This is a genomic window from Flavobacterium rhamnosiphilum (assembly GCF_004349195.1).
Lineage (GTDB): Bacteria > Bacteroidota > Bacteroidia > Flavobacteriales > Flavobacteriaceae > Flavobacterium > Flavobacterium rhamnosiphilum.
Genome location: NZ_SMLG01000006.1, coordinates 190,593 through 217,177 on the forward strand (window position 1 = coordinate 190,593; position 26,585 = coordinate 217,177).

General features: G+C 33.9%; 25 protein-coding genes. 13 read left to right on the top strand and 12 right to left on the bottom strand.

What is annotated here, in order from left to right; all coding sequences use genetic code 11:
* Positions 1-34 precede the first annotated feature (34 nt).
* The 6 genes from E0I26_RS09945 to E0I26_RS09970 all read right to left on the bottom strand — a co-directional run bounded on the left by E0I26_RS09945 (position 35) and on the right by E0I26_RS09970 (position 5,632).
* On the bottom strand, positions 35-931 hold the full coding sequence (locus tag E0I26_RS09945) for an NAD-dependent epimerase/dehydratase (protein WP_131916325.1): 897 nt from the start codon (positions 929-931) through the stop codon (positions 35-37).
* Positions 924-2,003, bottom strand: a complete 1,080-nt coding sequence (rfbG, locus tag E0I26_RS09950; RefSeq protein WP_131916326.1) for a CDP-glucose 4,6-dehydratase — start codon at positions 2,001-2,003, stop codon at positions 924-926. The genes E0I26_RS09945 and rfbG overlap by 8 nt, the downstream gene beginning before the upstream one ends.
* A 3-nt stretch (positions 2,004-2,006) precedes the next feature.
* Positions 2,007-2,777: a glucose-1-phosphate cytidylyltransferase gene (gene rfbF, locus E0I26_RS09955; RefSeq protein ID WP_131916327.1), complete on the bottom strand. Its 771-nt coding sequence runs from the start codon at positions 2,775-2,777 to the stop codon at positions 2,007-2,009.
* A 20-nt stretch (positions 2,778-2,797) separates the two neighbouring features.
* A complete protein-coding gene (locus E0I26_RS09960; RefSeq protein ID WP_131916328.1) occupies positions 2,798-3,826 on the bottom strand; it encodes a ferredoxin--NADP reductase in 1,029 nt (342 codons plus the stop codon).
* A gap of 101 nt (positions 3,827-3,927) precedes the next feature.
* Positions 3,928-4,854, bottom strand: coding sequence for a glycosyltransferase family 2 protein (locus E0I26_RS09965; RefSeq protein WP_131916329.1), 927 nt, complete (start codon positions 4,852-4,854; stop codon positions 3,928-3,930).
* Between the two features lie 28 nt (positions 4,855-4,882).
* Positions 4,883-5,632: a glycosyltransferase family 2 protein gene (locus E0I26_RS09970; protein ID WP_131916330.1), complete on the bottom strand. Its 750-nt coding sequence runs from the start codon at positions 5,630-5,632 to the stop codon at positions 4,883-4,885.
* Between the two features lie 78 nt (positions 5,633-5,710).
* Here E0I26_RS09970 and E0I26_RS09975 point away from each other — a divergent pair, with 78 nt between their 5' ends.
* Entirely contained in the window at positions 5,711-6,421 is a 711-nt protein-coding gene (locus E0I26_RS09975; protein WP_131916331.1) for a polysaccharide deacetylase family protein, read from the top strand.
* 99 nt (positions 6,422-6,520) lie between these two features.
* Here the strand turns inward: E0I26_RS09975 and E0I26_RS09980 are convergent, their stop codons facing one another.
* The gene (locus E0I26_RS09980; RefSeq protein ID WP_131916332.1) at positions 6,521-7,258 is read right to left on the bottom strand and encodes a glycosyltransferase family 2 protein; all 738 of its coding nucleotides are present in this window, start codon (positions 7,256-7,258) and stop codon (positions 6,521-6,523) included.
* A 54-nt stretch (positions 7,259-7,312) separates the two neighbouring features.
* Here E0I26_RS09980 and E0I26_RS09985 point away from each other — a divergent pair, with 54 nt between their 5' ends.
* A complete protein-coding gene (locus E0I26_RS09985) occupies positions 7,313-8,131 on the top strand; it encodes a glycosyltransferase family 2 protein (RefSeq protein WP_131916333.1) in 819 nt (272 codons plus the stop codon).
* Positions 8,132-8,161: 30 nt separating this feature from the next.
* On the opposite strand, the gene E0I26_RS09990 is transcribed toward E0I26_RS09985, so the two are convergent.
* Positions 8,162-9,220, bottom strand: coding sequence for a glycosyltransferase family 9 protein (locus E0I26_RS09990; RefSeq protein WP_131916334.1), 1,059 nt, complete (start codon positions 9,218-9,220; stop codon positions 8,162-8,164).
* 155 nt (positions 9,221-9,375) lie between these two features.
* Between E0I26_RS09990 and E0I26_RS09995 the strand changes: the two genes are divergently transcribed.
* Positions 9,376-10,134 carry a lipopolysaccharide kinase InaA family protein gene (locus tag E0I26_RS09995; protein ID WP_131916335.1) on the top strand — a complete coding sequence of 253 codons (759 nt, stop codon included), beginning with the start codon at positions 9,376-9,378 and terminating at the stop codon, positions 10,132-10,134.
* A 112-nt stretch (positions 10,135-10,246) separates the two neighbouring features.
* Here the strand turns inward: E0I26_RS09995 and E0I26_RS10000 are convergent, their stop codons facing one another.
* Together E0I26_RS10000 and E0I26_RS10005 are read right to left on the bottom strand one after the other, a co-directional pair.
* Positions 10,247-11,062: a 2,3,4,5-tetrahydropyridine-2,6-dicarboxylate N-succinyltransferase gene (locus tag E0I26_RS10000; RefSeq protein ID WP_131916336.1), complete on the bottom strand. Its 816-nt coding sequence runs from the start codon at positions 11,060-11,062 to the stop codon at positions 10,247-10,249.
* 17 nt (positions 11,063-11,079) lie between these two features.
* The gene (locus E0I26_RS10005; RefSeq protein WP_165929435.1) at positions 11,080-12,987 is read right to left on the bottom strand and encodes an acyltransferase family protein; all 1,908 of its coding nucleotides are present in this window, start codon (positions 12,985-12,987) and stop codon (positions 11,080-11,082) included.
* Positions 12,988-13,124: 137 nt separating this feature from the next.
* Here E0I26_RS10005 and E0I26_RS10010 point away from each other — a divergent pair, with 137 nt between their 5' ends.
* The 3 genes from E0I26_RS10010 to E0I26_RS10020 all read left to right on the top strand — a co-directional run bounded on the left by E0I26_RS10010 (position 13,125) and on the right by E0I26_RS10020 (position 15,915).
* Positions 13,125-13,859, top strand: a complete 735-nt coding sequence (locus tag E0I26_RS10010) for a class I SAM-dependent methyltransferase (protein WP_131916338.1) — start codon at positions 13,125-13,127, stop codon at positions 13,857-13,859.
* Positions 13,860-13,882: 23 nt separating this feature from the next.
* Positions 13,883-14,299 (top strand): Holliday junction resolvase RuvX, encoded by a 417-nt coding sequence (gene ruvX, locus E0I26_RS10015; protein ID WP_131916339.1) that lies wholly within the window; start codon positions 13,883-13,885, stop codon positions 14,297-14,299.
* A 119-nt stretch (positions 14,300-14,418) separates the two neighbouring features.
* Entirely contained in the window at positions 14,419-15,915 is a 1,497-nt protein-coding gene (locus E0I26_RS10020) for a malate:quinone oxidoreductase (protein ID WP_131916340.1), read from the top strand.
* Positions 15,916-15,980: 65 nt separating this feature from the next.
* Here the strand turns inward: E0I26_RS10020 and E0I26_RS10025 are convergent, their stop codons facing one another.
* Positions 15,981-18,194, bottom strand: coding sequence for an FUSC family protein (locus tag E0I26_RS10025; RefSeq protein ID WP_131916341.1), 2,214 nt, complete (start codon positions 18,192-18,194; stop codon positions 15,981-15,983).
* Positions 18,195-18,390: 196 nt separating this feature from the next.
* Between E0I26_RS10025 and def the strand changes: the two genes are divergently transcribed.
* The 3 genes from def to mazG all read left to right on the top strand — a co-directional run bounded on the left by def (position 18,391) and on the right by mazG (position 20,411).
* Positions 18,391-18,978, top strand: a complete 588-nt coding sequence (def, locus tag E0I26_RS10030) for a peptide deformylase (RefSeq protein ID WP_131916342.1) — start codon at positions 18,391-18,393, stop codon at positions 18,976-18,978.
* Positions 18,979-19,067: 89 nt separating this feature from the next.
* Positions 19,068-19,547 (top strand): DUF5606 family protein, encoded by a 480-nt coding sequence (locus tag E0I26_RS10035; protein ID WP_131916343.1) that lies wholly within the window; start codon positions 19,068-19,070, stop codon positions 19,545-19,547.
* 81 nt (positions 19,548-19,628) lie between these two features.
* Complete coding sequence (gene mazG / locus E0I26_RS10040) at positions 19,629-20,411, top strand: nucleoside triphosphate pyrophosphohydrolase (protein ID WP_131916344.1); 783 nt, start codon at positions 19,629-19,631, stop codon at positions 20,409-20,411.
* 243 nt (positions 20,412-20,654) lie between these two features.
* Here the strand turns inward: mazG and E0I26_RS10045 are convergent, their stop codons facing one another.
* The gene (locus tag E0I26_RS10045) at positions 20,655-21,335 is read right to left on the bottom strand and encodes a Crp/Fnr family transcriptional regulator (RefSeq protein ID WP_131916345.1); all 681 of its coding nucleotides are present in this window, start codon (positions 21,333-21,335) and stop codon (positions 20,655-20,657) included.
* A gap of 109 nt (positions 21,336-21,444) precedes the next feature.
* Between E0I26_RS10045 and E0I26_RS10050 the strand changes: the two genes are divergently transcribed.
* The 4 genes from E0I26_RS10050 to E0I26_RS10065 all read left to right on the top strand — a co-directional run bounded on the left by E0I26_RS10050 (position 21,445) and on the right by E0I26_RS10065 (position 26,563).
* The gene (locus E0I26_RS10050; protein ID WP_131916346.1) at positions 21,445-23,853 is read left to right on the top strand and encodes a heavy metal translocating P-type ATPase; all 2,409 of its coding nucleotides are present in this window, start codon (positions 21,445-21,447) and stop codon (positions 23,851-23,853) included.
* Between the two features lie 107 nt (positions 23,854-23,960).
* On the top strand, positions 23,961-24,152 hold the full coding sequence (gene ccoS, locus E0I26_RS10055; protein ID WP_131916347.1) for a cbb3-type cytochrome oxidase assembly protein CcoS: 192 nt from the start codon (positions 23,961-23,963) through the stop codon (positions 24,150-24,152).
* A gap of 45 nt (positions 24,153-24,197) precedes the next feature.
* Positions 24,198-26,387: a cytochrome-c oxidase, cbb3-type subunit I gene (ccoN, locus tag E0I26_RS10060; RefSeq protein ID WP_131916348.1), complete on the top strand. Its 2,190-nt coding sequence runs from the start codon at positions 24,198-24,200 to the stop codon at positions 26,385-26,387.
* Positions 26,388-26,392: 5 nt separating this feature from the next.
* On the top strand, positions 26,393-26,563 hold the full coding sequence (locus tag E0I26_RS10065) for a cbb3-type cytochrome oxidase subunit 3 (RefSeq protein ID WP_131916349.1): 171 nt from the start codon (positions 26,393-26,395) through the stop codon (positions 26,561-26,563).
* Positions 26,564-26,585: the final 22 nt, after the last annotated feature.

Below are 26,585 nucleotides of genomic sequence, written 5' to 3' on the forward strand. Positions count from 1 at the left end.
TGGTATTTTTATTTTCTTATTTTCGTAGGGAAAACTATTTTAATTCAGTTTCAATTCTAATCATTTTAATAACTGCTGTTCTCAAATCGTATTTTGATTCCCATCCAATTTTTTTTAATTCTGATAGATTTGCTTTTGAGTCTTGAATTTCTCCTTTTGTAGTTATTATCGCGCCAAATTTCAATTTGGATTCCGACTGAGTTATTTCGGATAGAATTTCAACAAATTCTCGAACTTCTATTGATTCTCCTCTTCCTACTTCAAATTCACTAAAATTAGTTAATTGGTCGTTATTTATTAACACTTTTAGATAGGCTGTTACCACGTCCTCTATATAAATAAAATCTCTTTTCTGTAATCCTTCCGTCAATAAAATCTCCTCTTTATTTTGAATCAATTGATTTAAAATATTTGTTACAAATTTAGAATTAGAATCCTTTTCTCCAAAAATATGTTCTAAACGCATACTTATTATTTTTAGTTTGTCTCTAGAGTCAAATAAAAAATTTAAAAAATATTTTTTTGAAGTAGTATATTCATTTAAATAAGAAGAATCATTGTAAATCGGTTTCCCAAAAAAAGTATCCGAATTCATAAATAATTTCAAATTGTTTTTAACTCCTTCTTCAATTAATTTAATTGGTAAAATTAAATTGGTTTGTAAAATCGAAGACATTGAACAACTTCTACCGTATTCAGTAGCAGTATGAATTACTGCATCTATTTTATTACTAGAAAACAAATCAGCTAGATTTTCATAATTTTCATCTAAATAAAATAATTCAATTTTTTTTATTGAATTATCAATTCGAAATAAATCAGAACTCTTACGAACTAATGCAATAACATTATAATCGAAATCTAATAAGCTTTTTAAAATATGACTACCAAGAAAGCCCGTTCCGCCAGTTAATAAAATTGTCTTAATCATACAAAAATGTATTTATCTGATGAGCCGTAAATTCAGATATATTTTCTTTATTAGAGTTAAACTCTCTATACCAATCCATTGTCAAACTAACAGCTTGTTGGGCATTCATTTTTGGCTTCCAATTTAATTCTGAGATTACTTTACTGATATCTAATTTTAGTAAACCAGCTTCATGAGGTTGTTCTTTTTCATTTTCAACTATAAATTCTCCTCTTCCCCAACTTTGAATAGCTAACTTTAGCATCTCCTCAACAGAAAGCGCATCTGAAAGCTGTGGTCCAAAATTATAGGCTTGACTAAATTTTATAGGTTCCGAATGTAAATTCATACCCAACAGCAAATACCCAACAACTGGCTCTAATACATGTTGCCAAGGTCTCACCGAATTTGGATTTCGTATCACAACTGGTTTTTCAACGGCAAATGCTTTGGCGATATCCGGAATCAGACGGTCTTTAGACCAATCGCCACCACCTATCACATTTCCGGCTCTAGCAACCGCAATCGCTTTTTGATGTGCATGGTATTTTTTTAGGTTGAAAAATGAATTTCTATAGGAATCAATTAGTAATTCGGCACAGGCTTTACTGGCACTATAGGGGTCATATCCTCCTAATCTATCATTTTCTCTGTACGGATAAATCCACTCGTTATTGTGATATACTTTGTCGGTAGTGATTAAAACAACCGCACAGGGTTTCTCTAAAAGGCGAACTCCATCCAGAACATTGGCAGTGCCAATCACATTAACTTCAAAGGTTTCGGCAGGAATTTCATAAGACAAACGTACCAAAGGTTGTGCTGCTAAATGAAATACAAAATCGGGCTGAAAAGAGATTATTGCTTCTTCTAAGCTTTTCTTATCTCTTAAATCGGCAATTATAGAATTGCTGATTCTTTCTCCATCGATTAAATGAAATAAATCGTTTGGAGTTAGCGGATCTAATGCATAGCCTTTTACCTCAGCTCCCAAAAGCGACAAAGTTTTTAACATCCAAGCGCCTTTAAAACCAGTGTGCCCCGTTAAAAATATTTTTTTTCCTTTATATGTTTCTTGTAGTTTTTGTAGCATAATTTACCAAGTTTTCCATGCCGCTTTATTTGACTCCCAACTTTCGTCTAGTTCTACCTTATCCCTAAGGGTGTCCATTGGTTTCCAAAATCCTTCGTGTAGATGCGCTCCCATTTGTCCATCAGCAGCTAAATCTTCCATAGGTGCTTTTTCAAAAATGGTGTTATCTCCCTCTATATAATTAAAAACTTCAGGTTGACATACAAAAAAACCACCATTAATCCATGCTCCATCTCCTTTAGGCTTTTCTAGGAAAGAGTCTACTTGATTTTCAGCGCCTAAATTTAAAGCGCCAAAACGCCCAGAGGGCTGTACTGAAGTTACCGTACAAAACTTTCCATTTCTTTTATGTGTTGTAACTAAATCTTTGATGTTTACATTTGAAACTCCATCACCATAGGTAAGTAGGAATGGTTCGTTTCCAATATGTTTTTGAATGCGTTTGATACGTCCTCCTGTCATCGAGTTTAATCCCGTGTCTACCAAAGTAATCGTCCAAGGTTCGGCTTCAGATTCATGTATTTTAACGGAATTATTTTTTAAATCTATTGTAACATCCGATTTATGCATAAAATAATTAGCGAAATATTCTTTTATTACATAACCTTTGTAGCCTAAACAGATTACAAAATCATTGTACCCATAAGAAGAATAAATCTTCATAATGTGCCAAAGTATTGGCATTCCACCTATTTCTACCATCGGTTTGGGTCTTAAGACTGTTTCTTCGGATAATCTCGTTCCTAAACCACCTGCTAATATAACTACCTTCATTTTTGTATCGTTAATGAATATTAAATCTTTATGTATATATTGTCTGTTGTAGGATAACTACAACACAATAAATAGTCGTCTTTTTCTAAATCGTCTCTTTCTTTAGCTAAGCCAATCATTTTCAATTCTCCAGTTTTTAATTTCCCTTTGCAAGTGTTGCAATTACCTGTCTGGCAAGAATAAGATAAATCAATTCCAGCATCTAATGCTGCTTCTAAAATACTTTTTCCTTTTTCTACAACTACAAAAGTATCGTTTTCTTGAAAATTTATTTTTACTTCTTGAGAAGTAATGTCTTCAAAATCTTTTGGATCTTTTATTAATTCAAAATCTTCAGAAAATATAGTATTTAAAGAAATATTTAAATCTTCTAGGGTTTCTCTAATTGTTTGTTTTAGACCGTCTGGCCCACAAATGTAATGTTTCGTATTAAAAGAGCTGTTTTTTAGTAAGCCTAAAATGAAATGTTTGTTAATTCTACCTTGAAAAACGTTAGGTGAATTATTCTCTATTTGTGATTGAGTAAAGAAATGAGTTATTTTAAAAACGGATGAATGCAATGCAGTCAATTGATTTAGTGTTTCTAAAAATATAGTAGATTCTGGATTTTTGTTACCATAAATCAAATGTACTTTTAATGTGGGATAAGTAACTAATATATCCTTTATAATCGATAGTAAAGGGGTTATTCCACTACCCACTCCCCAAAAACAAATTTCACTATCTTCTTCATTTGGTATATAAACAAAATTACCTAGAGGCTCCATTACTTCAATCAAATCAGCAACTTGTACTTGGTTGTGAATATAATTAGAAACAATACCTTCTGGCACTCTCTTTATGGTAACTTCTAAAAAGGAATCCACACCAGGAGCGCTGGAAAAAGAATAAGGCCTTACATATTTCCTTCCATTTATTCTAAATGACAATGTTAGATACTGACCGGATACGTATTTTATCTTACGCAAACCTGGCTGCTTAAAGCAAAGTGTTAGGCTATCAGCAGTTTCTTTTTTTATTGCTTCTACTTTTAAGGTGTATTTTTTCATTTCTATTATAAAAAGTAATCTTTTTTAATTGGTTTGCTTTAAAATTTAATCTTCTTCTTTAGGTTCATTATAAGGTATATGAAACTACAGAAATTCTCAGACTAATTAATATTTTGCAGTTTCTGTTTAATTTTTAATGATTTTGATAATGGGGCACCAACTAATAGAACTTTAAATAATGACCAGTATTTTGGTTTGAAAAAACTCTTGAAAAAATATTGAATTTGAAGATAACTTAATAAAAATTTATACCCCAAATAACCGGAATGCTTTCTAATTATATATAATAATGAAATTTTAAGTTCAATCTTTATGTATATGGAACTAGGCGTACTGGCACCATGATAATGAATGTAATGTGCGTCAGGAATTAGGTAACAACTTTTATTTGTTTTTTCCAACCTCTTGCATAAATCGGTTTCCTCGTAGTACAGAAAAATATTGGTATCAAATCCCCCGACAAAATTAAAATCCTCATTTCGAACCATCATAAAGCTACCTTGTACATAGTTTACTTTGGTAGGAGTCTTATACTCGGCTTTTCTTTTAGGGTATCTTTTTGGGTTTGCTTTTTCAAGAAAATCTCTTCCAAGCAATTCTTTTGTGATAGAGGCAAAATGATCAAAGGCTTGCATTCTTGTCCCATCTTCTTTATAGGATTGCCCGCCAACCATTCCTATTGAACTGTCATTTTGTAATGCGTTCATTAAAATGGTCAAACAATCATTTAAGAAAACAGTATCATTATTTATAAAAGCGATGTGTTTTGCTGAAGCGTAATGTACACCCAGCATATTTCCGGCACCAAATCCGGTATTTATTTTGCTTCTTACGAGTTGTAAATTAGAGAAAGTAACTTTGTCGCAGAATTGTTTCAATTTTAAAAAATCATCTTTTTCAGAACAATTGTCAACAACAATAATTTGAAAATTAACGGTAGTGGCCGTTTTTTTTAAAATGCTTTCTATACATTCTTGGGTTAATCTACTGGAATTGTAGTTAATTATTATTGCAGCAATTTCAAACATTTTATTTGTTTATTAATTTAGTATTCAATTACTCAATTTTTCTATACATCAGCCAAAGCAGCAAATAGCGTTTGAATACCGCAAATGTATGAACATAGGATAAAATAAATCCTTCTTTTCCATCTAAAAAACCAAAGCGACCAAGATAACGACCCATGAAAAAGGACATCGGACGGATGAAAAAATGATAGAAATTTGGGCGTATGTTTTTTTGGTAAAGCGTTTTTGCCTCGAGTTTGCTATATAAATTGAGTTTATTGTTATAATGGTCAAAGTTCTTATAACCATGATGAGCCATGCGTCCTTTTAAAACACCTATTTTTCCATTTGTTTCAATGTTTTCATGAACCAAATCCCCATTGTATTTGCAGAAGTTTTTGTTGAAAACCTTGATCGATTTTTTTGATTGCCAGCCACCATGTTTTATTTGTTTTCCCATGAAAAAGAAATCATTTTTAATATAAAACGAGGTAAAGTCATTTTGGGAAATCATGGAAACGATTTCCTTTCCGAGCTCCGGACTAATCGTTTCGTCTAAGTCAAAAAAGAGAATCCAATCGTTTTTTGCTTGTTGGATAGCAAAACTTCGTTGGCTTGAGAAATCATCAAAATTTCGTTGAATAACGGTTACGCCTAATTCTTTTGCGATGGCCACGGTGGCATCGGTGCTGTTCGAATCAATGAAAATAATTTCATCGGCAAAAGACAAACTTTGGACATAGCGTTTTACGTTTTCTTCTTCGTTTAGAGTAATTGCTAAAGCAGTAATCTTTGGCATCAAATTATTTTGTTTCTAATTAGACTTAATAGGGACAAATGTAATAAATTTACAACTTGTATTTTTCAAAAAAAGCAAATGGCACGATTACCTATATTGATGTATCATAATGTATCAGATAAAGAGTCTGATAGTGATGGACTAACGATTTCTACTCAAAGATTGGAGGAACAATTTCGGTATTTGACTGAAAATGATTTTAACTCTTTTCATCTTTCTGAATTGGAATTTTTAACGGAAATTCCTCAAAAAAGTGTTGTTCTGACTTTTGATGATGTGACTGAAAATCAATTGCTTTATGCCGTTCCTTTGCTTGAGAAATACAATCTGAAAGCCACTTTTTTTATCCCTTTTGGCTATATTGGCAAAGCCGATTTGTGGAATGAAGGAAAAGAGAAAATGATGTCGATGCTAGAATTGCAAGGTTTAGATAATAGGGTAGAATTGGGTTTGCATTCTTACGCCCATAAAAAATACGCGGCTTTGTCTGAGTCAGAAATGAATGAAGATTTTGACAAATGTTTCCGAATCGTCGAGCAAAATGGATTGAAAGTCTACAAGGCCCTTGCTTATCCGTATGGCAATTATCCCAAAAAAGAACCTAAAAAAAGTCAATTCAAAAGGGTTTTGCAACACAATAATGTAAAAATGGGATTGCGGATAGGGAATAAAATCAATAGCTTTCCTTTTAAAGACCCGTATGAAATTATGCGGATAGATGTTAAAGGAAATGATAGTTTATTAAAATTCAAGTTGAAACTGCGTTTCGGTAAATTGAAATTATTTTAGTCCTTTTTGTATTAAAATAATTTTTGCGTACCTCTAGATGTTAAAGGAAATGATAGTTTATTAAAATTCAAGTTGAAACTGCGTTTCGGTAAATTGAAATTATTTTAGTCCTTTTTGTATTAAAATAATTTTTGCGTACCTCGAAAAAACCCCGTAGGCGTTTACGCTGGCCAATGCCAAGCCTGGAACTCCATCCATAAAGCCTCTCTTTAAAATATAAGAAGAAAAGAAGCGATAAAAAGGTTTGAAAATCAAATGAAAATAGGTGGCCTTTTTTCCTTTTTTATAGGAGGTATTGGCCTGAAACCAAGCATAGGAATCTTTTTTCTGTAATAAATGAAAGAGTCCTTTGTAGGTATAATGGATCATGAAATTTTTCAGTGAGCCGATACTTCCGTCAACATGGAGTTTTTCATGGACGTCTCCCGTGAATTTGATGTTTTTATTTTTTACCAATCGAACAACTCGATCCACCTTGTGGTATAAAAAACGATTCATGTAAAAATGAGGAAAACTGATTTTGTAACCCGAATGTTTCCCGTTTTTAATAACCGAAAGGATTTCAAGCTTCAGTTTTTGGGTCACACGTTCGTCCCCATCCAAAAACAGAACCCAATCACCGGTTGCAGATGAGATAGCGTGGTTTTTTTGGTTGGAAAAGTTGTCGAACTTCCGTTCTAAAACCGTACAGCCTAAACTAAGTGCTTTCTCTTTGGTGCCGTCGGTGCTATAGGAGTCAATTACGATGATTTCATCGGCAAACTCCACCGATTTAATGGCGTCTTCGATGTAGTCAATCTCGTTATATGTAGGAATTATTACGGCGAGGGTGTTCATTATTTCTTTTTAGGAAAAACAAAATTAACAAATTTAGGTTACCTTTGCGGCATTATGCAGAAGAATATTTCAGTTGTTATCAGTACCTATAATTCTCCCGAATGGCTTAAAAAAGTGATTTGGGGATATAACACGCAAACCTATCGCAATTTCGAAATGGTTATTGCCGATGATGGTTCCCGTCAGGACACTTTTGATCTAATCGAAGAGATGAAAAAAGAAGTCTTCTTTCCTATTATACATGTTTGGCATGAAGACAATGGGTTTCAAAAGTCCCAAATTTTGAACAAAGCCATATTGGCCTGTACGACAGACTATATTATGATGTCTGACGGAGATTGCATTCCGCGTGCGGATTTCGTTGAGCAGCATATCAAATTCAGGGAAGAGGGGTATTTCCTTTCTGGAGGATATCACAAATTGCCAATGGAATTGTCAAAGAACATAACAAAAGAAGATATTTATTCTGATTTGTGTTTTGATGTTTCTTGGTTAAAGAAAAACGGAATGAAGGCGTCTTTCAAAAACAATAAAATTGATGCCACTGGTTTGAAGAGTTCGATTTTAAACTTTTTAACACCAACAACTCCAAGTTGGAATGGTCATAATGCATCTGGATGGAAAAAGGATATCCTTGCCATCAATGGTTTTGACGAAAGAATGCAATATGGTGGACAGGATAGGGAGTTAGGGGAGCGATTGGTAAATTATGGCATTAAGCCCAAGCAAATTCGATACAGTACAGTTTGTCTGCATTTAGACCATCCGCGTGGCTATGCGACTCCGGAATCAATCAACAAGAATAGGAATATCCGAAAAGAAACCAAGGAACAAAAGAGGAACTGGACTGATTTTGGTATTTTGAAAAAATAAAAGCATCCGCCACTGGCGGATGCTTTTATTTTATAAGTTATTCTTCAAGAAGGTATTCAGTTCAGGTAGAATCATCTCCGGTGTCAATTGTTTGTATAGTTCGTCAGGATTTTTTTCAATTTTCTTTCTTTCTTCAAAAGTAAAACTGTCAAATAGATTTGGTTTCATTTCCAGTAAATGTACTGAGTGATGGAATTTTCCATCTTCAAAACTAGCCCAATGGTCTTTGTTTACATAGGGTGAGAAAATGGTAAAAGTTGGCTTATTCAAGGCTTTGGCGATATGTACAGTTCCTCCTTCATTTGAAACTAAGGCATCACATTGATTCATCAATTTGATGAAATCACGAATGCTTTTGGCGTAAATGTCTAAAATGATGCTCGATTTGTTTTTGCACATTTCATAAATTTTTTGCGCCTCCTCTTTTTGGTGTGGTGCATAATTAAAAAGGATGTTCACATCATAGTTTGAAGCTATAAAATCAACCATTTCGGCAACATATGCATAAGGCATCGATTTTTGGGGAGTGCTGCCCAGAACACCAAGAACAACGACTTTCTTTCCTTTATGTCTTCCTAGCCAATCTTCTTTTTTTTCTTCTTCCGAAAGAAAGATTTTAGGCTCATAATCGATAGGTTCGAAATTGCCTGCCTGACTCAGTAGGTGTATTCGATCTTCGATGGCTTTTCCGCAAATTTTTGTTTTCTCTTTCGATATGGTAACGGGATGGGTGTAATATCCCCAGTTTCCCAGTTTCTTACGGCTTTTATGTCCGATGGTTTGTTTTGCTCCGGAGAATTTACAGATTAATTTACTTTGTGTCTTCGAATAAGGATCGAAAATGATATCGTATTTTTCTTTTCTGATCTGGCGAATCAGTTTAAATAAAACAGGAAGTTTTTTTAATTCCTTGTCATTTATGGAAATGATTTTGTCAATATTCGGATTGTTCATGATAACGCCATGCGTAAAATCGTATGCCATAAAATGAACCTCGCTTTTTGGGTATTTTGCTTTAAAATTATTAGCGATTACCGAGCTGATTAAAACGTCACCAATGCGCTTGTTTTGGATGATTAAAACTTTCATGCAGTTATTTATTGTTACTGATTAGTTGCATGTAATTTGCCATATTGAACCTTTAGAATTGACGCAAAAGGGTATGACTCATTTCTTCATAAAACTATTTCTTGGTGCAAAGTACTATTTTTTATACTTTTAAACCAAAATAATACAACAACATCGTGCAAATTATCATTCATCCGAAATATATACATCAGGAAAATTCTATTCTTCAATTGGTTGCAGATTTTTTTGTTCAAGGAGACTTGATTGTTAAAGGCTCGCGGAATACAATAAAGTCTAATATTTTGGGTGATGAAAAAGTAAATATCAAATATTTTGAAAAACCAGGACTGTTAAAATCTATTATTTATTCTTTTTTTCGAAGCACCAAGGCAAAGCGTTCTTTTGATTATGCCAATTATTTGTTGGCTCATAACATTTCAACGCCTTTTCCTATTGCCTATATCGAGAATCGCAACCGTTTCGGACTTTTGGCCGACAGCTATTACATTTGTCAGCAAATTGACTACGATTTTACCATTCGTGAATTGATACATAATCCATTATTTCCAGAACGCAATGTGATTTTGGAGCAGTTTACGGCCTTTACTTATAAGATGCATGAAGGCAAGGTCAATTTTTTGGATCATTCACCTGGAAATACCTTGGTTGTAAAAAAAGATGCTGGGAAATATGATTTCTATCTGATAGACTTAAATAGAATGAAGTTTGAAGATTTATCCATAGAAGCAAGAATGGATAATTTCAAGAAAATGTGGCTGTCCAAAGCGATGGTAAAAGTGGTGGCAAAGGTCTACGCGAAACTAAGCAATCAACCCGAGGAAAAATTGCATGCCATTCTTTTAGAAAAAACAACCCAATTCAAAAGAAAAATTACCAAAAAGAAATACCTGAAGAGAAAAATTGGAAAAAAATAATTCCAATGGGAGAAATTCTAATAAAAAAATTCCAAATTCCAATTATCGTATCGATTTGGAATTTGGATTTTTAAATATTGGAATTTAGTATTTAAATATTGGAATTTAAAATCTATACCGCCACGTCGTATTCGCGTAATGCGTTGTTCAATGAGGTTTTCAAATCGGTCGATGGTTTGCGTGTTCCGATGATTAGGGCACAAGGCACTTGGAATTCGCCAGCAGCAAACTTTTTGGTGTAGCTTCCTGGAATGACTACGGAACGGGCAGGAACAAATCCTTTCATCTCTACAGGTGTTTCGCTTGTAACGTCAATGATTTTGGTAGAAGCGGTCAAACACACATTGGCGCCAAGAACGGCCTCTTTCCCAACGTGAACACCTTCAACAACAATACAACGAGAACCGATGAATGCGCCGTCTTCAATGATTACCGGTGCGGCTTGCAAAGGTTCAAGTACCCCTCCGATTCCTACACCGCCACTCAAATGCACGTTTTTTCCGATTTGGGCGCAACTTCCTACGGTTGCCCAAGTGTCGACCATGGTTCCTTCATCTACATAAGCCCCGATATTTACATAGCTAGGCATCAAAATGACCCCACTAGAGATGTAAGCTCCGTAACGCGCCACGGCATTTGGGACCACGCGGATTCCTTTTTCGGCATAGCCTCTTTTTAGCAACATTTTGTCATGGTATTCGAAGATACCGGATTCCCATGTTTCCATTTTTTGAATCGGGAAATACATAACCACCGCTTTTTTGACCCATTCGTTTACCTGCCATCCTTCGCCAACTGGCTCGGCAACACGCAATTTTCCAGTGTCTAATAATTCTATAACTTCCCTAATGGCATTGGTTGTTGTTTCTTCTTGTAGTAAGGCACGGTTTTCCCAAGCTTGTTCTATAATCGTTTGTAATGCATTCATAAGTTAAAGTATTATGGTTATAAATTTTTTAATGGATTTCCTTTTAGTTTTAAGTATTTTTCTCCAATTAATCTACCCCCACTAGTGTTTAAATGAGTAGGATCTCTGTATAGTATGGTATTGTCTATTTCTACTTCACATTTACCACTTTTACATATAACATCATTTAAGTCTATTATAAGTATTGAAGGAAACTTTCTTTTCATTTCATATACTATGTAATTGTATGGTCTTGGTGTTAATGAAATAGAAAAATCTCTTTGAGAAAAGAAAATGGGCAATCCGGATTTTAATAATTTTAATTTATGTAAATCCGTTTCAGAGGTTTCTCTTAGGCAATCAAAAATAATTATTTTTTTTCCAGATTTTACCAAATCTCCAACTGTATTTATGATAGATTTATAATTTTTGCTATTAGGGTCTGTTTGTTTATTCCAATTTGCAGCAATAAAAATATTTTTAAATTTTGTGGCATATTTTAGTCTTTTAGTAGCATATTCTGAGGGGAATTCTGGAGTACCGTCGTTATTTAAATTATTTAAAAGAGGGTATCCTGAAGCTGCACTATCGTGAATGTACAATCCAGCATCTTTAGCAAGGACATCTAAAAAGGCTACGGTATGATTTGCAAATGAATCACCTATTAGCATACCGTCTAAACTGTCCTTTTTTATTCCTAAAAAACATTCGTCACAATTTCCTATTTTATATTTGTTGAAACATTCTTTTCTAACCTTATTTGGGTAATTAGTTTTTGGGGTAAATTCTGATAATTCTGGAAATCGCTCTGGGAATCCATCTTTTGCATCTAAAACTGCATATATTAAAACAATTGTTATTATAGGTGGGACTACTAAAAACAGGATTGTTTTTTTTAAGTTGTACTTGTATTTAATCCTGAAGGGTTGCTCAATAAAGCGCCATGAAAAATAAGACAGGATGAAAATTGATAGCAATGAAATAATTCTAACCAATCCCTCTAAATTGATTCCTAAATATTTGATAAAAACAAATAAGGGCCAATGCCATAAATACATTGAATAAGATAGTAAACCGATTAAAATTAAGACTTTATTCTGTAATAATTTGTTAACAATGCCTTGGTTTTCGATTTCTTTTCCTGTGAAAATAAGCAAGGCTGTCCCAAGACATGGCCAAAATGCGTTTAATCCAGGAAACACACTTGATTTAGTTAATAATACCGCAGGTGTTAAAATTAAAGCTAAACCAACTATCGAGATTAGACTATTTTGGGATTTAGAAAAAACAGGGGCTTTTTTCCAGAACATTGCTAAACACGCACCAATTGTAAGTTCAAATATGCGTGCTGGTAACAAAAAGTAAGCCATTTTTGGATTAGTATTTGTTAAATAAATAGAAAGAAAAATTCCAGAAATTAGAAAAATAAAAATAAAAGCAAGCCTTTTTTCTAAACTAAATTTTTTGTGTAAAAATAATAGTAATAAAGGCCATAATATGTAATATTGCTCCTCAACTGATAAGGACCATGTATGTAAAAAAGGAATTGAATCGGAATTTTCAGCAAAATAATCTCCGCTATTCATCCATAAATGGAAATTATTAGTAGATAGTAACGTATGAATTAATGTTCTTCCATATGATTCTAAATTATTAGCAAATAAAAACAAACAAGCAGGAATAGTTACCATAAGCATTACAAAAATAAGGACTGGTATTATCCGTCTAATGCGTCTTAAATAAAACTGTTTGAAAGAGAAAGAGTTGTTACTCATTTCTTTGTCAATAGTCAAAGTAATCAAAAAACCAGAAAGAACAAAAAAAACATCGACTCCTATGTATCCTCCAGGGACAAAAGAAAAACCTGCATGAAATAATATAACAAGTACAACAGCTATAGCTCGTATTCCATCTATATCTGGACGATAAGAAAAATTTGAATTCAAAATTATTTTTTTGCAAATGTAATAGGATTTTTTTGAAAACAACTTTGTTTTTGTAATACTAACATATTTGTTGTTTTAGTTTAAAATTTAGTTTCTAAATGTTGTAAATTTGAAAAATCAATGGAAATGCAGAAATAATGAAAGATAATTTCTCCAAACAAGCTTCTGAGTATTCTAAGTTCCGACCACAATATCCAGATGAAATGACTAATTATTTGGTTTCATTTGTCAAAAATAAAGGGGTTGCGCTTGATATTGCAACCGGAAATGGGCAAATCGCACACAAACTTTCGAGATTTTTTGAAACGGTGTATGGAATTGATATTAGCCAGAACCAACTTGACAATGCCATCTCTGGGGAGAATATCATTTATAAAATTGCTGCTGCTGAAAATACTTTTTTCAAAAATCAAGAATTTGATTTAATTACCGTAGCGCAAGCAGTTCATTGGTTTGATTTTGATTCGTTTTATAAAGAAATTTACCGAATCTTAAAACCCGAAGGGATTTTTGCTGTTCTTGGTTACGGTTTGTTTTCTACCAATGCGGATTCGGATAAGATATTGCGAAATTTTTATTATAATATAGTAGGTCAGTATTGGGATGCAGAGCGAAAATATTTAGACGAAAATTATAGTACGATACCATTTCCATTTGATGAAATTGTTGCGGAACATTTCGAAAATAATCTAACATGGACTTTTGAAGAGCTCATTGGATATTTGGAAACATGGTCAGCTACGCAGCATTATATTTCGAAAAACAATCAAAAACCTTTAGATTTGATTTATAATGATTTGAAAGCCTCTTGGCAAAAAAGCGATAAGAAAGTTACTTTTCCGTTGTTGCTAAGAATTGGAAAATTAAAATAGTTACCTTTGAAAAAAATAAAAAAATGCCAAGAATTCTCGCCATAGATTACGGACAAAAACGTACCGGAATAGCCGTTACCGATGAAATGCAAATCATAGCTTCTGGACTGACAACCATTCCATCCGCGACTGCAATTGCTTTTTTGAAGGACTATTTTTCCAAAGAGAAAGTAGAGGCTGTTCTTATTGGTGAGCCTAAACAAATGAATGGTGAACCTTCAGAAAGTGCTTCCATCATTAAAGGTTTTGTAACGCATTTTACCAATCATTTTCCGGATATGAAAGTCATTCGGGTAGATGAACGGTTTACTTCAAAAATGGCTTTTCAAACGATGATTGACAGCGGTCTTAGCAAGAAACAGCGTCAAAATAAAGCACTTATCGATGAAATTTCGGCAACGATAATGCTTCAGGATTATTTGACTCGAAAGATGTTTTAAAAATCCAACTCAAAGCCAGTCAATTGACTAAAATAGATTTGTAATTCCTTACTTTTTAACAATAATTTGTTACATTTTTTTTGCATATATAAAGTATCTTTGCACTTTAAAATTTTGTTATGCCCGATACAACCATTCGTTCGCAAAGTGAAGTAGTTCTTATAGGAGCTGGAATAATGAGCGCCACTCTTGGCTTAATCCTAAAAGAGTTACAGCCCGATATAAAGATTGAAATTTACGAAAGATTAGATATGGCTGCTGCCGAAAGTTCTGATGCATGGAATAATGCCGGAACTGGACATTCTGCTTTTTGCGAGCTTAATTATACTCCAGAAAGTGAAGATGGAAGCATCAACCCGAAAAAAGCAATCAGTATTGCAGAATCTTTTGAAGTTTCGCGCCAGTTTTGGGCTTATTTAGTCCAACAAAAAAAGATCTCATCTCCCGAAAAATTTATAAAAAGTATTCCTCATATGAGTTTTGTTTGGGGGGATAAGAATGTTGAATATCTTAAGAAAAGATTTGAGGCTTTGCATTCGAATCCTCTTTTTAAGGAGATGGTGTTCAGTACTGATTTGGCTCAGCTAAAAGAATGGATGCCTTTAGTTATGGAAGGTAGAAAGGTGACCGATAAAGTTGCGGCAACTTCTATGGATATTGGAACGGATGTGAATTTTGGAGAATTGACCAGAAACATATTCAATTATTTAACGCAATTGGATGGAGTTACCATGCATTTTCATCATGAAGTTAAAAAATTGAAACAGCGCGAGGATAAAACTTGGAGGATAAAAATTACTGATTTGGCTACTGGCCAAAAGAGAAAAGTATATACTAAATTTGTTTTTATCGGTGCCGGAGGTGGTTCCTTGCCATTATTGGAAAAAGCGGATGTTCCGGAAGGAAAAGGGTATGGAGGTTTTCCTGTGAGTGGACAATGGTTAAAATGTACCAATCCGGAAGTTATCGCAAAACATCAGGCCAAAGTCTATGGTAAAGCGAGCGTGGGTGCGCCGCCAATGTCAGTGCCACATATTGATTCCAGAATGATAAATGGTGAAAAGCAATTGCTTTTTGGACCTTTTGCTGGTTTCTCAACCCGATTTTTAAAAAATGGCTCGTATTCGGATTTGCCTTTATCCATAAAACCGGATAATATCATTCCCATGGTTGCTGCTGGTATTAAAAATATACCACTTACAAAATATTTGATTGAGCAAGTGCGTCAGTCTCCTAAAGACAGGATTAATGCATTGAGAGAATATGTTCCTGGTGCCAGATCTAAAGACTGGAAATTAGAACGTGCAGGACAACGCGTGCAAGTGATAAAAAAAGACGAAAAAGAAGGAGGAATACTAGAGTTTGGTACTGAAGTAATCACAACTGCTGATGGATCATTAGCTGTTTTACTTGGAGCTTCTCCTGGAGCTTCAACTGCTGTTTCTATTATGGTAGATTTAATAGGAAGATGTTTCAAAGAAGAAATGGCAACTCCGGAATGGCAGGAAAAATTAAAAATTATGATTCCATCTCATGGCCAGACTTTGAATGATAATCCAGCTTTATTGGATCAAATCAGGAAAGATACTGCCTCTGTTTTAAAACTGAATAATTAGAAAAGTTAGAAATAAAATAAAAGGCGCTGGATTTTAGATATTATCTAATTCCAGCGCTTTTTTCTTTAAGACTCCATTAATGCTTTTGTAGTTTTTAAAATATTTTCAGAAAGATTAGTCAACCAGATTAATTGCTCTATAACCAATTGTGCTTCCTGCATTTTCAATTGAAACGCTTCTTCATCAATAGGAATTCCTTCTTTTAATTCTTTGGCTCGAATATTTTTTAATTCCGTAAATCGCATGGCTAAATCTTCTTTTGGGAGATTTTCTTTTAGATATAAATCATTTTCTTTCAAAAGTGCAATGGCATTATCCAGATTTCTAATGACAGTATCGACTACAACATTAAATGCCTCAGAAGCTGATGTAGTTTTGTGCGATTGGATGTAAGTTCCCAACGAAGCTGATGAAGATAGCAATGAATGATTAAGTATCGCTAGTTTATATACCTGTGGTAATTGCTTTTGTTTCGATTTTGGTTCTTGGACCATTCTTTGGAAAGAAGCCATTAAATTACCTATTTCGATAAAAGCATTTTTTCGGGATAAACGATACGAAGTAGAAATAGTTCCTTTTTTATTGTAAAAAACGGAAATTTCCTTTAGGTAATTTTGATTTGCTTTAATAGATTTCTCCAAATGCATTGGAATATTTAAAAACTCCCAGGAAGGCCATAAAAAGTGATTGGCAAGAAAAGCCAAAACAGCCCCCACAACGGTATCGAGTATTCGATACTGAACTACATCAACAATATTAGGGGTTACAATTCCATAAATAAAAACGACATACATGGTGACAAACGTGGCGCTCACCTTATAATTTATTTGCGTAAAGGAGAATCCTAATAACATGCAAAGAATGGAAAGAATACTGATGATAATGTTGTCCTTTACAAAGGAAAGAATTCCAAAGGCAATCAATCCGCCTAAAACAGTACCAAATATTCGGTGAAAAGAACGCTCTTTTGTCAAACCATAACCAGGTCGCATGATTACAATTATGGTGAGTAAAATCCAATATACGTTTTGAAACGGCAAAAAATTTCCAATAATAAAGCCAACCATCAATGTTATGGTTAGTCGCAATGAATGTCTGAAAATAGTAGAGGAAAAACTCAGGTTTTCAATCAAAGTGCTCAAAGGATAATATTGAGGCGTCAGGAATTTTTCTAAATCCTTATCTATTCCTTTAAAATCTTGAGAATTAAAAGCAAGTGAAAAAGCCCGTTCGACAATTTTTATTTTTTCGACCTGTTTTTCCGCATACTGGAGCATGGTGGTGAGCATAAAAACACCTTCGGAAGCGGGAACTTTTCCTAAATCATTTTCATAATCTGCAATGGCAAGCTGTAAGGCATTCAGATCATTGAGTAAAGTATGTTTGGAAATGTATTTAGCTCGTTTTTTTACACTTTTGGACAATTGCTTTAAACTTGCGGCAAGATTATAGGCTAAACTTTGATACGTTAGCAACACCTTTGGATGGCCGTCAAATTTTTGATGCAATTTATCATGGTCGAATGCAGTAGATAATGCCAGTTCAAGAATTTCTACCAATGAAATAAAAACCAGAAGCATTTTGCGGTTTTGATTCGAAGAACCGGTAGTAGTATGACTGCTGATCAATACCTCTCTTATATTTTGGTGAATGGTGTTCAGTTCAACCTGAAGGTGCAATTGTTTTTCAATAATGGATTTTTTATCAGCATTAATGGTCCATAAATCACCCCTTAGTTTTAAATATTTAGCAGTAAGCTTAATGCATTCAGCAATTTGTAATTCAATATAGCGATGTGGTCTTACGTAATAGAAAACAAGAGAAATTATCAAATAAAATAACCCTCCAGATACTATTAAGACGGAATGTTGCACCATTGCCCAACCGGTATTGATGCTTGCAAATGCTAATGAAACTGCAATTAGAGCGGAGAAAGAGACCATCGTAGCGCGTTGTCCATAGACTGAAATCATCGCTATCAGAAAAATTAATACCGCCAAAAAAGGATAGAAAATCCAGGAATAAGGATGCATAATATTCACTAACAAATTAACACCCGCAACAAGTAAAGCCGTAACCAGAATACCGTTTATTTTATGTTTCAGATTGCTTGGAATATCGCTTGGATAGGTAAAAAAGGCTCCTAAAGCTATTGTAAAACCTATTTCGAATTTGCCCAAAAAAGAAAACAGTACAACTGGAATAACTGCAGCTATTGTTACTTTTAAGGCATTGGTGAAATACGTGCTGTCGGTAAATTTTCGGATTTTGTAAATCATACAATTGGATTGCAAACAAAGGTAAGAATTGAGTGACTCATTCAAAGAATAATTTGCCTTGTTTTTGACTAAATGGTAAAAAAATACTAATTATCAATACAGGATTATTCATTGTCTATTTTTTTACTATTTTTGCAGACTGAATTAAAAGGAAACTTATTCCGATTTATAGTAGATAATACTTAATATAACAATAATGATTTTACCAATTATAGGATATGGCGATCCCGTTTTAAGAAAAGTAGGAGCCGTTCTTTCACCAGAACATCCTAATTTGAATGAAACGATTGCTAACATGTACGAAACGATGTATAATGCCTATGGTGTTGGACTTGCCGCACCTCAAGTAGGATTGGCACTTCGTTTATTCGTAATCGATACAACTCCTTTTAGTGATGATGATGAATTAGAAGATGCTGAACAAAAAGAATTAAAAGGATTCAAAAGAACTTTTATCAATGCAAAAATGATAAAAGAAGAAGGTGAAGAGTGGAGTTTTAATGAAGGTTGCTTGAGTATTCCGGATGTTAGAGAGGATGTATATAGAAATCCAACCATAACAATCGAATATTGCGAAGAGGATTTTGTAATGAAAACCGAAATTTTTGACGGATTGATTGCCAGAGTAATCCAACATGAATACGATCATATAGAAGGAATTTTATTCACGGATAAAATTTCGTCATTAAAAAAACGATTGATTCAAAAGAAACTGAAAAACATTCTGGAAGGAAAAACATTCCAAGAGTACCGAATGAAATTTTTTGGTAAAAAAGGAAGATAAAACAGTCTTTACAGCTTTATCTTGGTATGATTTTTGGTTCTAAATGAAAAAATAAATAAGTCAAATTCTTAATAATAATTACACAAAACATGAATTTAGAAAAAATATTAGCCATTTCTGGGAAACCAGGTTTATATGTATTAAGAGTACAAACACGTACTGGGTTTGTTGCAGAATCATTATTAGATGGAAAAAAAATCACAGTAAACTTAAAAAGCAATGTGAGTTTATTGTCGGAAATTTCAATTTATACGTATGAAGGCGAAAAACCATTAGCTGAAATCATGCAAAAAATTGCTGATAAAGAAAACAAAGGTCAAGCAATTTCACATAAAGAAGATAATGCTACATTGACGGCTTATTTCAAAGAAATTTTACCGGACTATGATGAAGAAAGAGTGTATCCTTCTGATATCAAAAAAGTTTTAAACTGGTATAATATGCTTCAAGCAAAAGGATTAGTTGTAGATGAAGCTCCAGTTGCTGAAGAAGTTGCTGCTGTTGTTGAAGAAACTCCTGCTGCCGAAGTGAAAACTCCTGCAAAAAAAGCAAAAGCTAAAAAAGAGTAATTTTACTTTAAAATACTATTTAATCCTGTTCAGCTATTTTTCTGGACAGGATTTTTTTATTTTTACCAAAAACCATTTCTGATGAATTCAAGACAAAACCAACTGCAAGCTTTCGAAAGATTATTAGACATTATGGATGATTTGCGAGAAAAATGTCCTTGGGACAAAAAGCAAACCATGCAAACGTTGCGTCATCTTACTATTGAAGAAACCTACGAATTAGGCGATGCTATTTTAGACAACGATGTAAACGAAGTCAAAAAAGAATTAGGGGATTTGTTATTGCATATTGTTTTTTATGCCAAAATAGGAAGCGAGACGAATGATTTTGACATGGCTGATGTATGTAATGAAATTTGTGAAAAGTTAATTCACCGTCATCCGCATATTTATAGTGATGTGGTAGTGAAAGACGAGGAAGAAGTGAAACAAAACTGGGAAAAACTAAAACTGAAAGAAGGTAAAAAGTCCGTTCTGGAAGGCGTTCCAAAAAGTTTACCCGCATTGGTAAAAGCAAGCCGAATTCAGGATAAAGTAAAAGGAGTTGGATTTGATTGGGAAGAATCGCATCAGGTTTGGGATAAGGTTCAAGAGGAATTGGAAGAATTACAAGTTGAGGTTGAAGCAGGCGATCAGGATAAAATTGAAGCCGAATTTGGCGATGTTTTATTTTCGATGATTAACTATGCCCGATTTCTCAATGTAAATCCTGAGGATGCTTTGGAACGCACCAATAAAAAATTCATTAAGCGTTTTCAATATTTGGAAAGCAAAGCAGGAGAATTAGGAAAACCCTTAATGGATATGACTTTAGCTGAAATGGATGTTTTTTGGGAAGAAGCGAAGCGTCTTCCCAATAAATAGGAATTGGAAATCTATGATTTCCAAATAACTTAATTTTGGGAAGAAGCGAAGCGTCTTCCCAATAAATAGGAATTGGAAATCTATGATTTCCAAATACCTTAATTTTGGGAAGAAGCGAAGCGGCTTCCTAATAAATAGGAATTGGAAATCTATGATTTCCAAATAACTTAATTTTGGGAAGAAGCGAAGAAATTATAATGTTCAGTGTTCATTTTTTTAGTGAACAGTCCTAAATGATTAAAATTACTCGGCAATTTTTTTTAGGGCATTAATGTCTTTCAAAACAATTTTTTTGCCATTCAATTCAATTAAACCTAATTTATTAAAATCAGATAATAAACGGATGCAACTTTCAGTGGCAGTACCAATCATACTGGCTAGTTCATCTCTGGAAAGTTGTATTTTTAAAGAATTATCCTTGTTTTCCCCAAAGGTGTCATGCAAATATAGAAGCGTTTCGGCTAATCTTTCTTTGACTGTTTTTTGGGCTAAATTGACCATGTGATCATCGGCTTCTTTTAGATCACCGCAAATAGTTTTCATCACGTTCATCGAAAACTGATTGTTCTTGTCAAAGTATCCCATCACTTCTGACTTCGGAATAAAACAAACCTGCATGTCTTCAAGAGCTACAGCACTTAGATTTACCGGTTCATCACTAATCATGGAACGTTGCCCCAGTAATTCTCCTTTTGTAACCAATTTTACAATGTGATCTTTACCATTTGCACTGAGTTTAGTCAGTTTACAAATGCCATCTTTTATACAATAAATACCATTCACATTTTCTCCTTCTTCAAATATAACCTCCCCTTTTTTTATAATATGGGATGTTTTACAGTCGGAAAGTTTTATTAATTCTTCTTTAGTAAGTGCTTTTAAAGAGCTAAATTCTCTGACGATACATTGTTCGCATTTGCTCATATTGTGTGTGATTTATTTGCATTACAAAACTAACTCTTTAATATGACAAATATCATATTTTTAACTTATTCAATTGATGACCTTTGTTCCAGGTAAAATGAGCAAAGCTATGGACACACAAAACTGTTTCCATTGTGGTTTAGATATTATAAAAGAAGAAGAAATTATTTTTGACGCGAGAAATTTTTGTTGCAATGGTTGTAAAACGGTGTACGAAATTTTTAGTCTCAATGATTTGACTTGTTATTATGATTTTGAAAAATCCCCTGGAGCAACCCCTCAAGACATTAATGGTAAATATGATTTTTTAGACAATGAAAGTATTGTATCTAAACTTTTGGAATTTCAAGAAAATTCAACCGCAATTATTTCACTTAATATTCCTCATATTCATTGTAGCTCGTGTATTTGGATTTTGGAAAATCTACAGCGTCTTCAAAAAGGAATAAGCACTTCTCAGGTTAATTTTCCTGAAAAAAGAGTCCGAATTACTTTTAATCCTGAAGTTGTTTCTATCAAAACGATTGTTTATTTGTTGAGTTCTATTGGTTACGAACCCTACATCAGTTTAGAAAACTATGAAACGGGGACTAATAATGTAGATAGAAGTTTAACGTATAAATTAGGCGTTGCTTTCTTTTGTTTTGGAAATATCATGTTGCTTTCGTTTCCGGAATATTTTGAAGTGAAAGAATATTGGTTAGACCAATACCGTGGCTTTTTCAGATGGTTGATTTTTGCTTTAGCGTTGCCGAGCTTCTTTTATTCGGCAAGTGGCTATTATGTTTCGGCTTATAAAAGTATCAAAACCAAAATGCTCAACATTGATATTCCTATTGCTTTAGGAATTGTTGTGATGTTTGTGAGAAGTACGTTTGATATTGTCATGGATTACGGTTCCGGTTTTTTCGACAGCTTAACCGGATTGATATTCTTCATGCTTTTGGGTAAAATGTTCCAAATCAAAACCTATAGTTTTTTGAGTTTCGAAAGGGATTTTAAATCGTATTTTCCAATAGCAATTACCAAAATTAATGCAGATGCCTCCGAAGAAAGTGTGGCGATTTACGAAGTTGAAAAAGGCGACAGACTACTCATCAGAAACCAGGAACTCATTCCGGTTGATGGGATTTTAATTTCTGAAAAAGCAGAAATCGATTATAGTTTTGTTACCGGAGAAGCGATTCCTATTACGAAACAATCCGGTGATAAAGTATTTGCAGGCGGAAAACAAATAGGGAAAGTTATCGAAATGGAAGTCTTACATTCTGTTTCCCAAAGTTACTTGACACAATTATGGAGTAATGATGTGTTCCAGAAAAATGTAGAACAAAAACACAAAACTATAACGGATAGCATTAGTCGTTATTTTACGCCTATTTTATTACTGATTGCTTTTGCAGGATTTGGATATTGGATTTTTATTGATGCCAATACCGCTTTCAATGTGTTTACAGCAGTGCTTATTGTTGCATGTCCCTGTGCTTTGGCATTGACAGCTCCATTCACTTTTGGGAACATATTACGAATTTTAGGAAAGCAGAAATTCTATCTCAAAAATGCTTTGGTTATTGAACAATTAGCGAAAGTAGATACGATTGTTTTTGATAAAACGGGAACGATTACCACCAATAAAAAATCGAATATTTCCTATGAAGGAACCGTTCTTTCCGATGAAAATTTGTTGCTGATAAAAAATGTGCTTCGGGCTTCAAATCATCCCTTGAGCAGAATGTTGTATGATTATTTGCCTATTCCAATTTTGCAAAATAAATCAGCAAATGACACCAAAAAGTTGAAAGTGGATCATTTTGAAGAAATTACCGGAAAAGGGATTCAAGCCCAGATTTTTGGCCACCAAATTCAAATAGGTTCTGCCGCTTTTGTAGATAAAATAGAAGAAAATAACATTCAGCAAACGTCGGTTCACATAAAGATAAATGATGTTTATTACGGAAAATTCATTTTTAACAATCAATACAGAGAAGGACTTGAACAGCTTTTCAAGAACTTAAGCAGTAAATATCAAATCAAGGTTTTATCTGGTGACAATGAGGGCGAACGTGACACTCTTGAACAACTTTTGCCGAAAGGCACGGAATTAATTTTCAATCAGAAACCAGAACAAAAATTAGAATTTATTAAAAACTTACAGGAAAAAGGCAAAAATGTAATGATGGTAGGTGATGGGCTGAATGATGCAGGAGCTTTGGCACAAAGTAATGTTGGGATTTCAATTTCTGAAAATGTGAATGTTTTTTCACCGGCCTGTGATGCAATTTTGGATGCCAATGAGTTTCAAAAATTGAACTATTTCTTGAAATTATCCAAGAATTCCATAACGACCATCAAAATGAGTTTTGCACTATCCTTATTATACAATGTGGTGGGATTATCGTTTGCTATTACAGGTAATTTATTGCCTTTGGTAGCAGCTATTATCATGCCTTTGAGTACAATAACCATTGTAAGTTTTGTAACGGTGATGAGTAGTTATTATGCAAATAGAATTATATAAGTTTTTGAGTTGCGCTTTCACATAAATTTAACATATGTCAATAAGTATGACAAATGTCATATTTTACTCGAAAACGTCAAAGTAACTTTGTTAACACAAATTAAGGTATGAGTGTCATTTATTTATTAATCTCCATCAGTATAATAGTCGCCATTGGTTTCTTTATTGCTTTTATACGAGCAGTAAAAACAGGTCAATACGACGACGATTATACGCCATCAGTCAGAATGTTATTTGACGATGAGCTAATTCAGTCGAAAGTTAAAAAACCGAAAGCCGAAAGTTCAACGACTTTATAATATTCAACTTTAAATACTAAAATTAAAATAAAAACAAATTTAATTATGGAAATGCAGCAGTTTTATTATGACAACAAAATTGTAAAAAAATTCATTTACGCGACCATTGTCTTTGGAGTGGTAGGAATGTTGGTGGGGCTTACATTGGCCTTTATGTTCCTTTTTCCAAATATTACTGATGGTATTTCGTGGTTGAGTTACGGTCGATTAAGACCTTTACATACCAATGCCGTTATTTTTGCCTTCGTAGGGAACGCAATGTTTGCCGGTATTTATTATTCATTACAGCGATTGTTAAAAGCCAGAATGTTCAGTGATTTTTTGAGTAATCTTAATTTCTGGGGTTGGCAATTAATTATTGTCGCTGCAGCCATATCATTACCGTTAGGATATAGCTCTTCAAAAGAATATGCCGAATTAGAATGGCCAATAGATATTGCGATTGCATTGATTTGGGTTGTTTTTGGGATCAATATGATTGGAACCATTTTAAAACGTAGAGAGCGCCATTTATATGTTGCGATTTGGTTTTACTTGGCAACATTCGTTACCGTGGCAGTTTTACATATTTTCAATAGTTTATCATTGCCGGTTTCTGGAATGAAAAGTTATTCTGTTTATGCAGGAGTTCAAGATGCTTTAGTACAGTGGTGGTACGGTCATAATGCGGTAGCGTTTTTCTTGACCACACCTTTCTTGGGATTAATGTATTATTTTGTTCCAAAAGCGGCGAATCGTCCGGTATATTCTTATAGACTGTCAATTGTTCACTTTTGGTCGTTGATTTTTATCTACATCTGGGCTGGACCGCACCATTTATTATATTCTGCTTTGCCTAACTGGGCACAAAATTTAGGAGTTGCTTTCTCTATTATGTTGATTGCGCCATCTTGGGGTGGAATGATAAACGGACTTTTAACGTTGAGAGGTGTTTGGGATAAAGTACGTGTGGAACCCGTTTTGAAATTTTTCGTAGTAGCGATTACCGGTTACGGAATGGCGACTTTTGAAGGTCCGATGTTATCGCTTAAAAATGTAAATGCTATCGCGCATTATACGGATTGGATTATTGCTCACGTTCACGTTGGCGCATTGGCTTGGAATGGATTTATGGCTTTTGGTATGATTTATTGGTTGGTTCCCAGAATGACCAAAAGCAATTTGTACTCTCTTAAGTTAGCTAATTTTCACTTTTGGATAGGTACTTTAGGTATTATATTATATACGATTCCAATGTATGTTGCTGGTTTTTTACAAGCATCTATGTGGAAACAATTCAATCCGGACGGAACTTTAACCTACGGGAACTTCCTTGAAACAGTAACTCAAATCATGCCAATGTATTGGATGAGAGCTATTGGTGGAACCCTTTATTTAATTGGAATGTTCACTTTGGTGTACAACATTATTCAAACCGTAAGAGCAGGTTCTAAAATTGAAGATGAATTAGCTGAAGCTCCTGAATTATTGAAAATTAGTGCAGGAAGAGTAAAAGGGGAAAAATTTCACCCTTGGTTAGAAAGAAAACCGATTCAGTTAACTATTTTGGCAACAGTTGCAATTTTAATTGGTGGTGTTATCCAAATTGTACCAACGATTATGGTTAAATCCAATATTCCAACCATTGCAAGTGTAAAACCGTATTCTCCATTAGAATTAGAAGGACGTGATTTATACATTCGTGAAGGTTGTGTAGGTTGTCACTCGCAGTCAGTTCGTCCTTTCCGTAGTGAGGTAGAACGTTATGGACCGCAATCTAAAGCAGGAGAATTTGTTTACGATCATCCATTCCTTTGGGGATCAAAACGTACAGGTCCGGATTTATTAAGAGTAGGAGCAAAATACAATGACAATTGGCATTTTAACCACTTTTGGAATCCGCAAAGCACCTCTGCAGGTTCAATTATGCCAGGTTACAAGTGGCTGTTTGACAATAAACCAATGGATGTTTCTTTGACTCAAAAGAAAATGCAGGTTATGGTAACACTTGGTGTTCCTTACTCAGAAGCTCAGATTGCAAGTGGTTTAGATGATTTAAGAAAACAAGCGATTGCAATTGAAGAAAGCTTGAAAAATGATCCTGACTTCGTGAAAAGTTATGACGAAAGCAAGAAAAAAGCCGAAGCCAGAGGAGAGAAATTTGTTCCAATGAACGAAAGGGAGATCGTTGCCTTGATTGCTTATATGCAAAGACTTGGAACGGATATTAAAGTAAAAGATATCGCTAAAAAATAAAAGTTATGTTCGAACAAATAAAACACAATATGGAAACGATTGAAGGTGTGGCAATATATCCCATCTTATCATTATTAATTTTTTTCGTCTTTTTCGTGGGCTTGGGTCTATGGGTGTTCTCCTATAAGAAAGAAACGATAAATGAATTGAGTCAAATTCCATTGAGAGACAATTAAATAGTATAATTTTTTAAAATTT

Bases quoted from the DNA above. Each gene is read 5' to 3' on its own strand.
- E0I26_RS09945 (WP_131916325.1), bottom strand. From the start codon at position 931: ATGATTAAGACAATTTTATTAACTGGCGGAACGGGCTTTCTTGGTAGT.
- rfbG (WP_131916326.1), bottom strand. From the start codon at position 2,003: ATGCTACAAAAACTACAAGAAACATATAAAGGAAAAAAAATATTTTTA.
- rfbF (WP_131916327.1), bottom strand. From the start codon at position 2,777: ATGAAGGTAGTTATATTAGCAGGTGGTTTAGGAACGAGATTATCCGAA.
- E0I26_RS09960 (WP_131916328.1), bottom strand. From the start codon at position 3,826: ATGAAAAAATACACCTTAAAAGTAGAAGCAATAAAAAAAGAAACTGCT.
- E0I26_RS09965 (WP_131916329.1), bottom strand. From the start codon at position 4,854: ATGTTTGAAATTGCTGCAATAATAATTAACTACAATTCCAGTAGATTA.
- E0I26_RS09970 (WP_131916330.1), bottom strand. From the start codon at position 5,632: ATGCCAAAGATTACTGCTTTAGCAATTACTCTAAACGAAGAAGAAAAC.
- E0I26_RS09975 (WP_131916331.1), top strand. From the start codon at position 5,711: ATGGCACGATTACCTATATTGATGTATCATAATGTATCAGATAAAGAG.
- E0I26_RS09980 (WP_131916332.1), bottom strand. From the start codon at position 7,258: ATGAACACCCTCGCCGTAATAATTCCTACATATAACGAGATTGACTAC.
- E0I26_RS09985 (WP_131916333.1), top strand. From the start codon at position 7,313: ATGCAGAAGAATATTTCAGTTGTTATCAGTACCTATAATTCTCCCGAA.
- E0I26_RS09990 (WP_131916334.1), bottom strand. From the start codon at position 9,220: ATGAAAGTTTTAATCATCCAAAACAAGCGCATTGGTGACGTTTTAATC.
- E0I26_RS10000 (WP_131916336.1), bottom strand. From the start codon at position 11,062: ATGAATGCATTACAAACGATTATAGAACAAGCTTGGGAAAACCGTGCC.
- E0I26_RS10010 (WP_131916338.1), top strand. From the start codon at position 13,125: ATGAAAGATAATTTCTCCAAACAAGCTTCTGAGTATTCTAAGTTCCGA.
- ruvX (WP_131916339.1), top strand. From the start codon at position 13,883: ATGCCAAGAATTCTCGCCATAGATTACGGACAAAAACGTACCGGAATA.
- E0I26_RS10020 (WP_131916340.1), top strand. From the start codon at position 14,419: ATGCCCGATACAACCATTCGTTCGCAAAGTGAAGTAGTTCTTATAGGA.
- E0I26_RS10025 (WP_131916341.1), bottom strand. From the start codon at position 18,194: ATGATTTACAAAATCCGAAAATTTACCGACAGCACGTATTTCACCAAT.
- def (WP_131916342.1), top strand. From the start codon at position 18,391: ATGATTTTACCAATTATAGGATATGGCGATCCCGTTTTAAGAAAAGTA.
- E0I26_RS10035 (WP_131916343.1), top strand. From the start codon at position 19,068: ATGAATTTAGAAAAAATATTAGCCATTTCTGGGAAACCAGGTTTATAT.
- mazG (WP_131916344.1), top strand. From the start codon at position 19,629: ATGAATTCAAGACAAAACCAACTGCAAGCTTTCGAAAGATTATTAGAC.
- E0I26_RS10045 (WP_131916345.1), bottom strand. From the start codon at position 21,335: ATGAGCAAATGCGAACAATGTATCGTCAGAGAATTTAGCTCTTTAAAA.
- E0I26_RS10050 (WP_131916346.1), top strand. From the start codon at position 21,445: ATGGACACACAAAACTGTTTCCATTGTGGTTTAGATATTATAAAAGAA.
- ccoS (WP_131916347.1), top strand. From the start codon at position 23,961: ATGAGTGTCATTTATTTATTAATCTCCATCAGTATAATAGTCGCCATT.
- ccoN (WP_131916348.1), top strand. From the start codon at position 24,198: ATGGAAATGCAGCAGTTTTATTATGACAACAAAATTGTAAAAAAATTC.
- E0I26_RS10065 (WP_131916349.1), top strand. From the start codon at position 26,393: ATGTTCGAACAAATAAAACACAATATGGAAACGATTGAAGGTGTGGCA.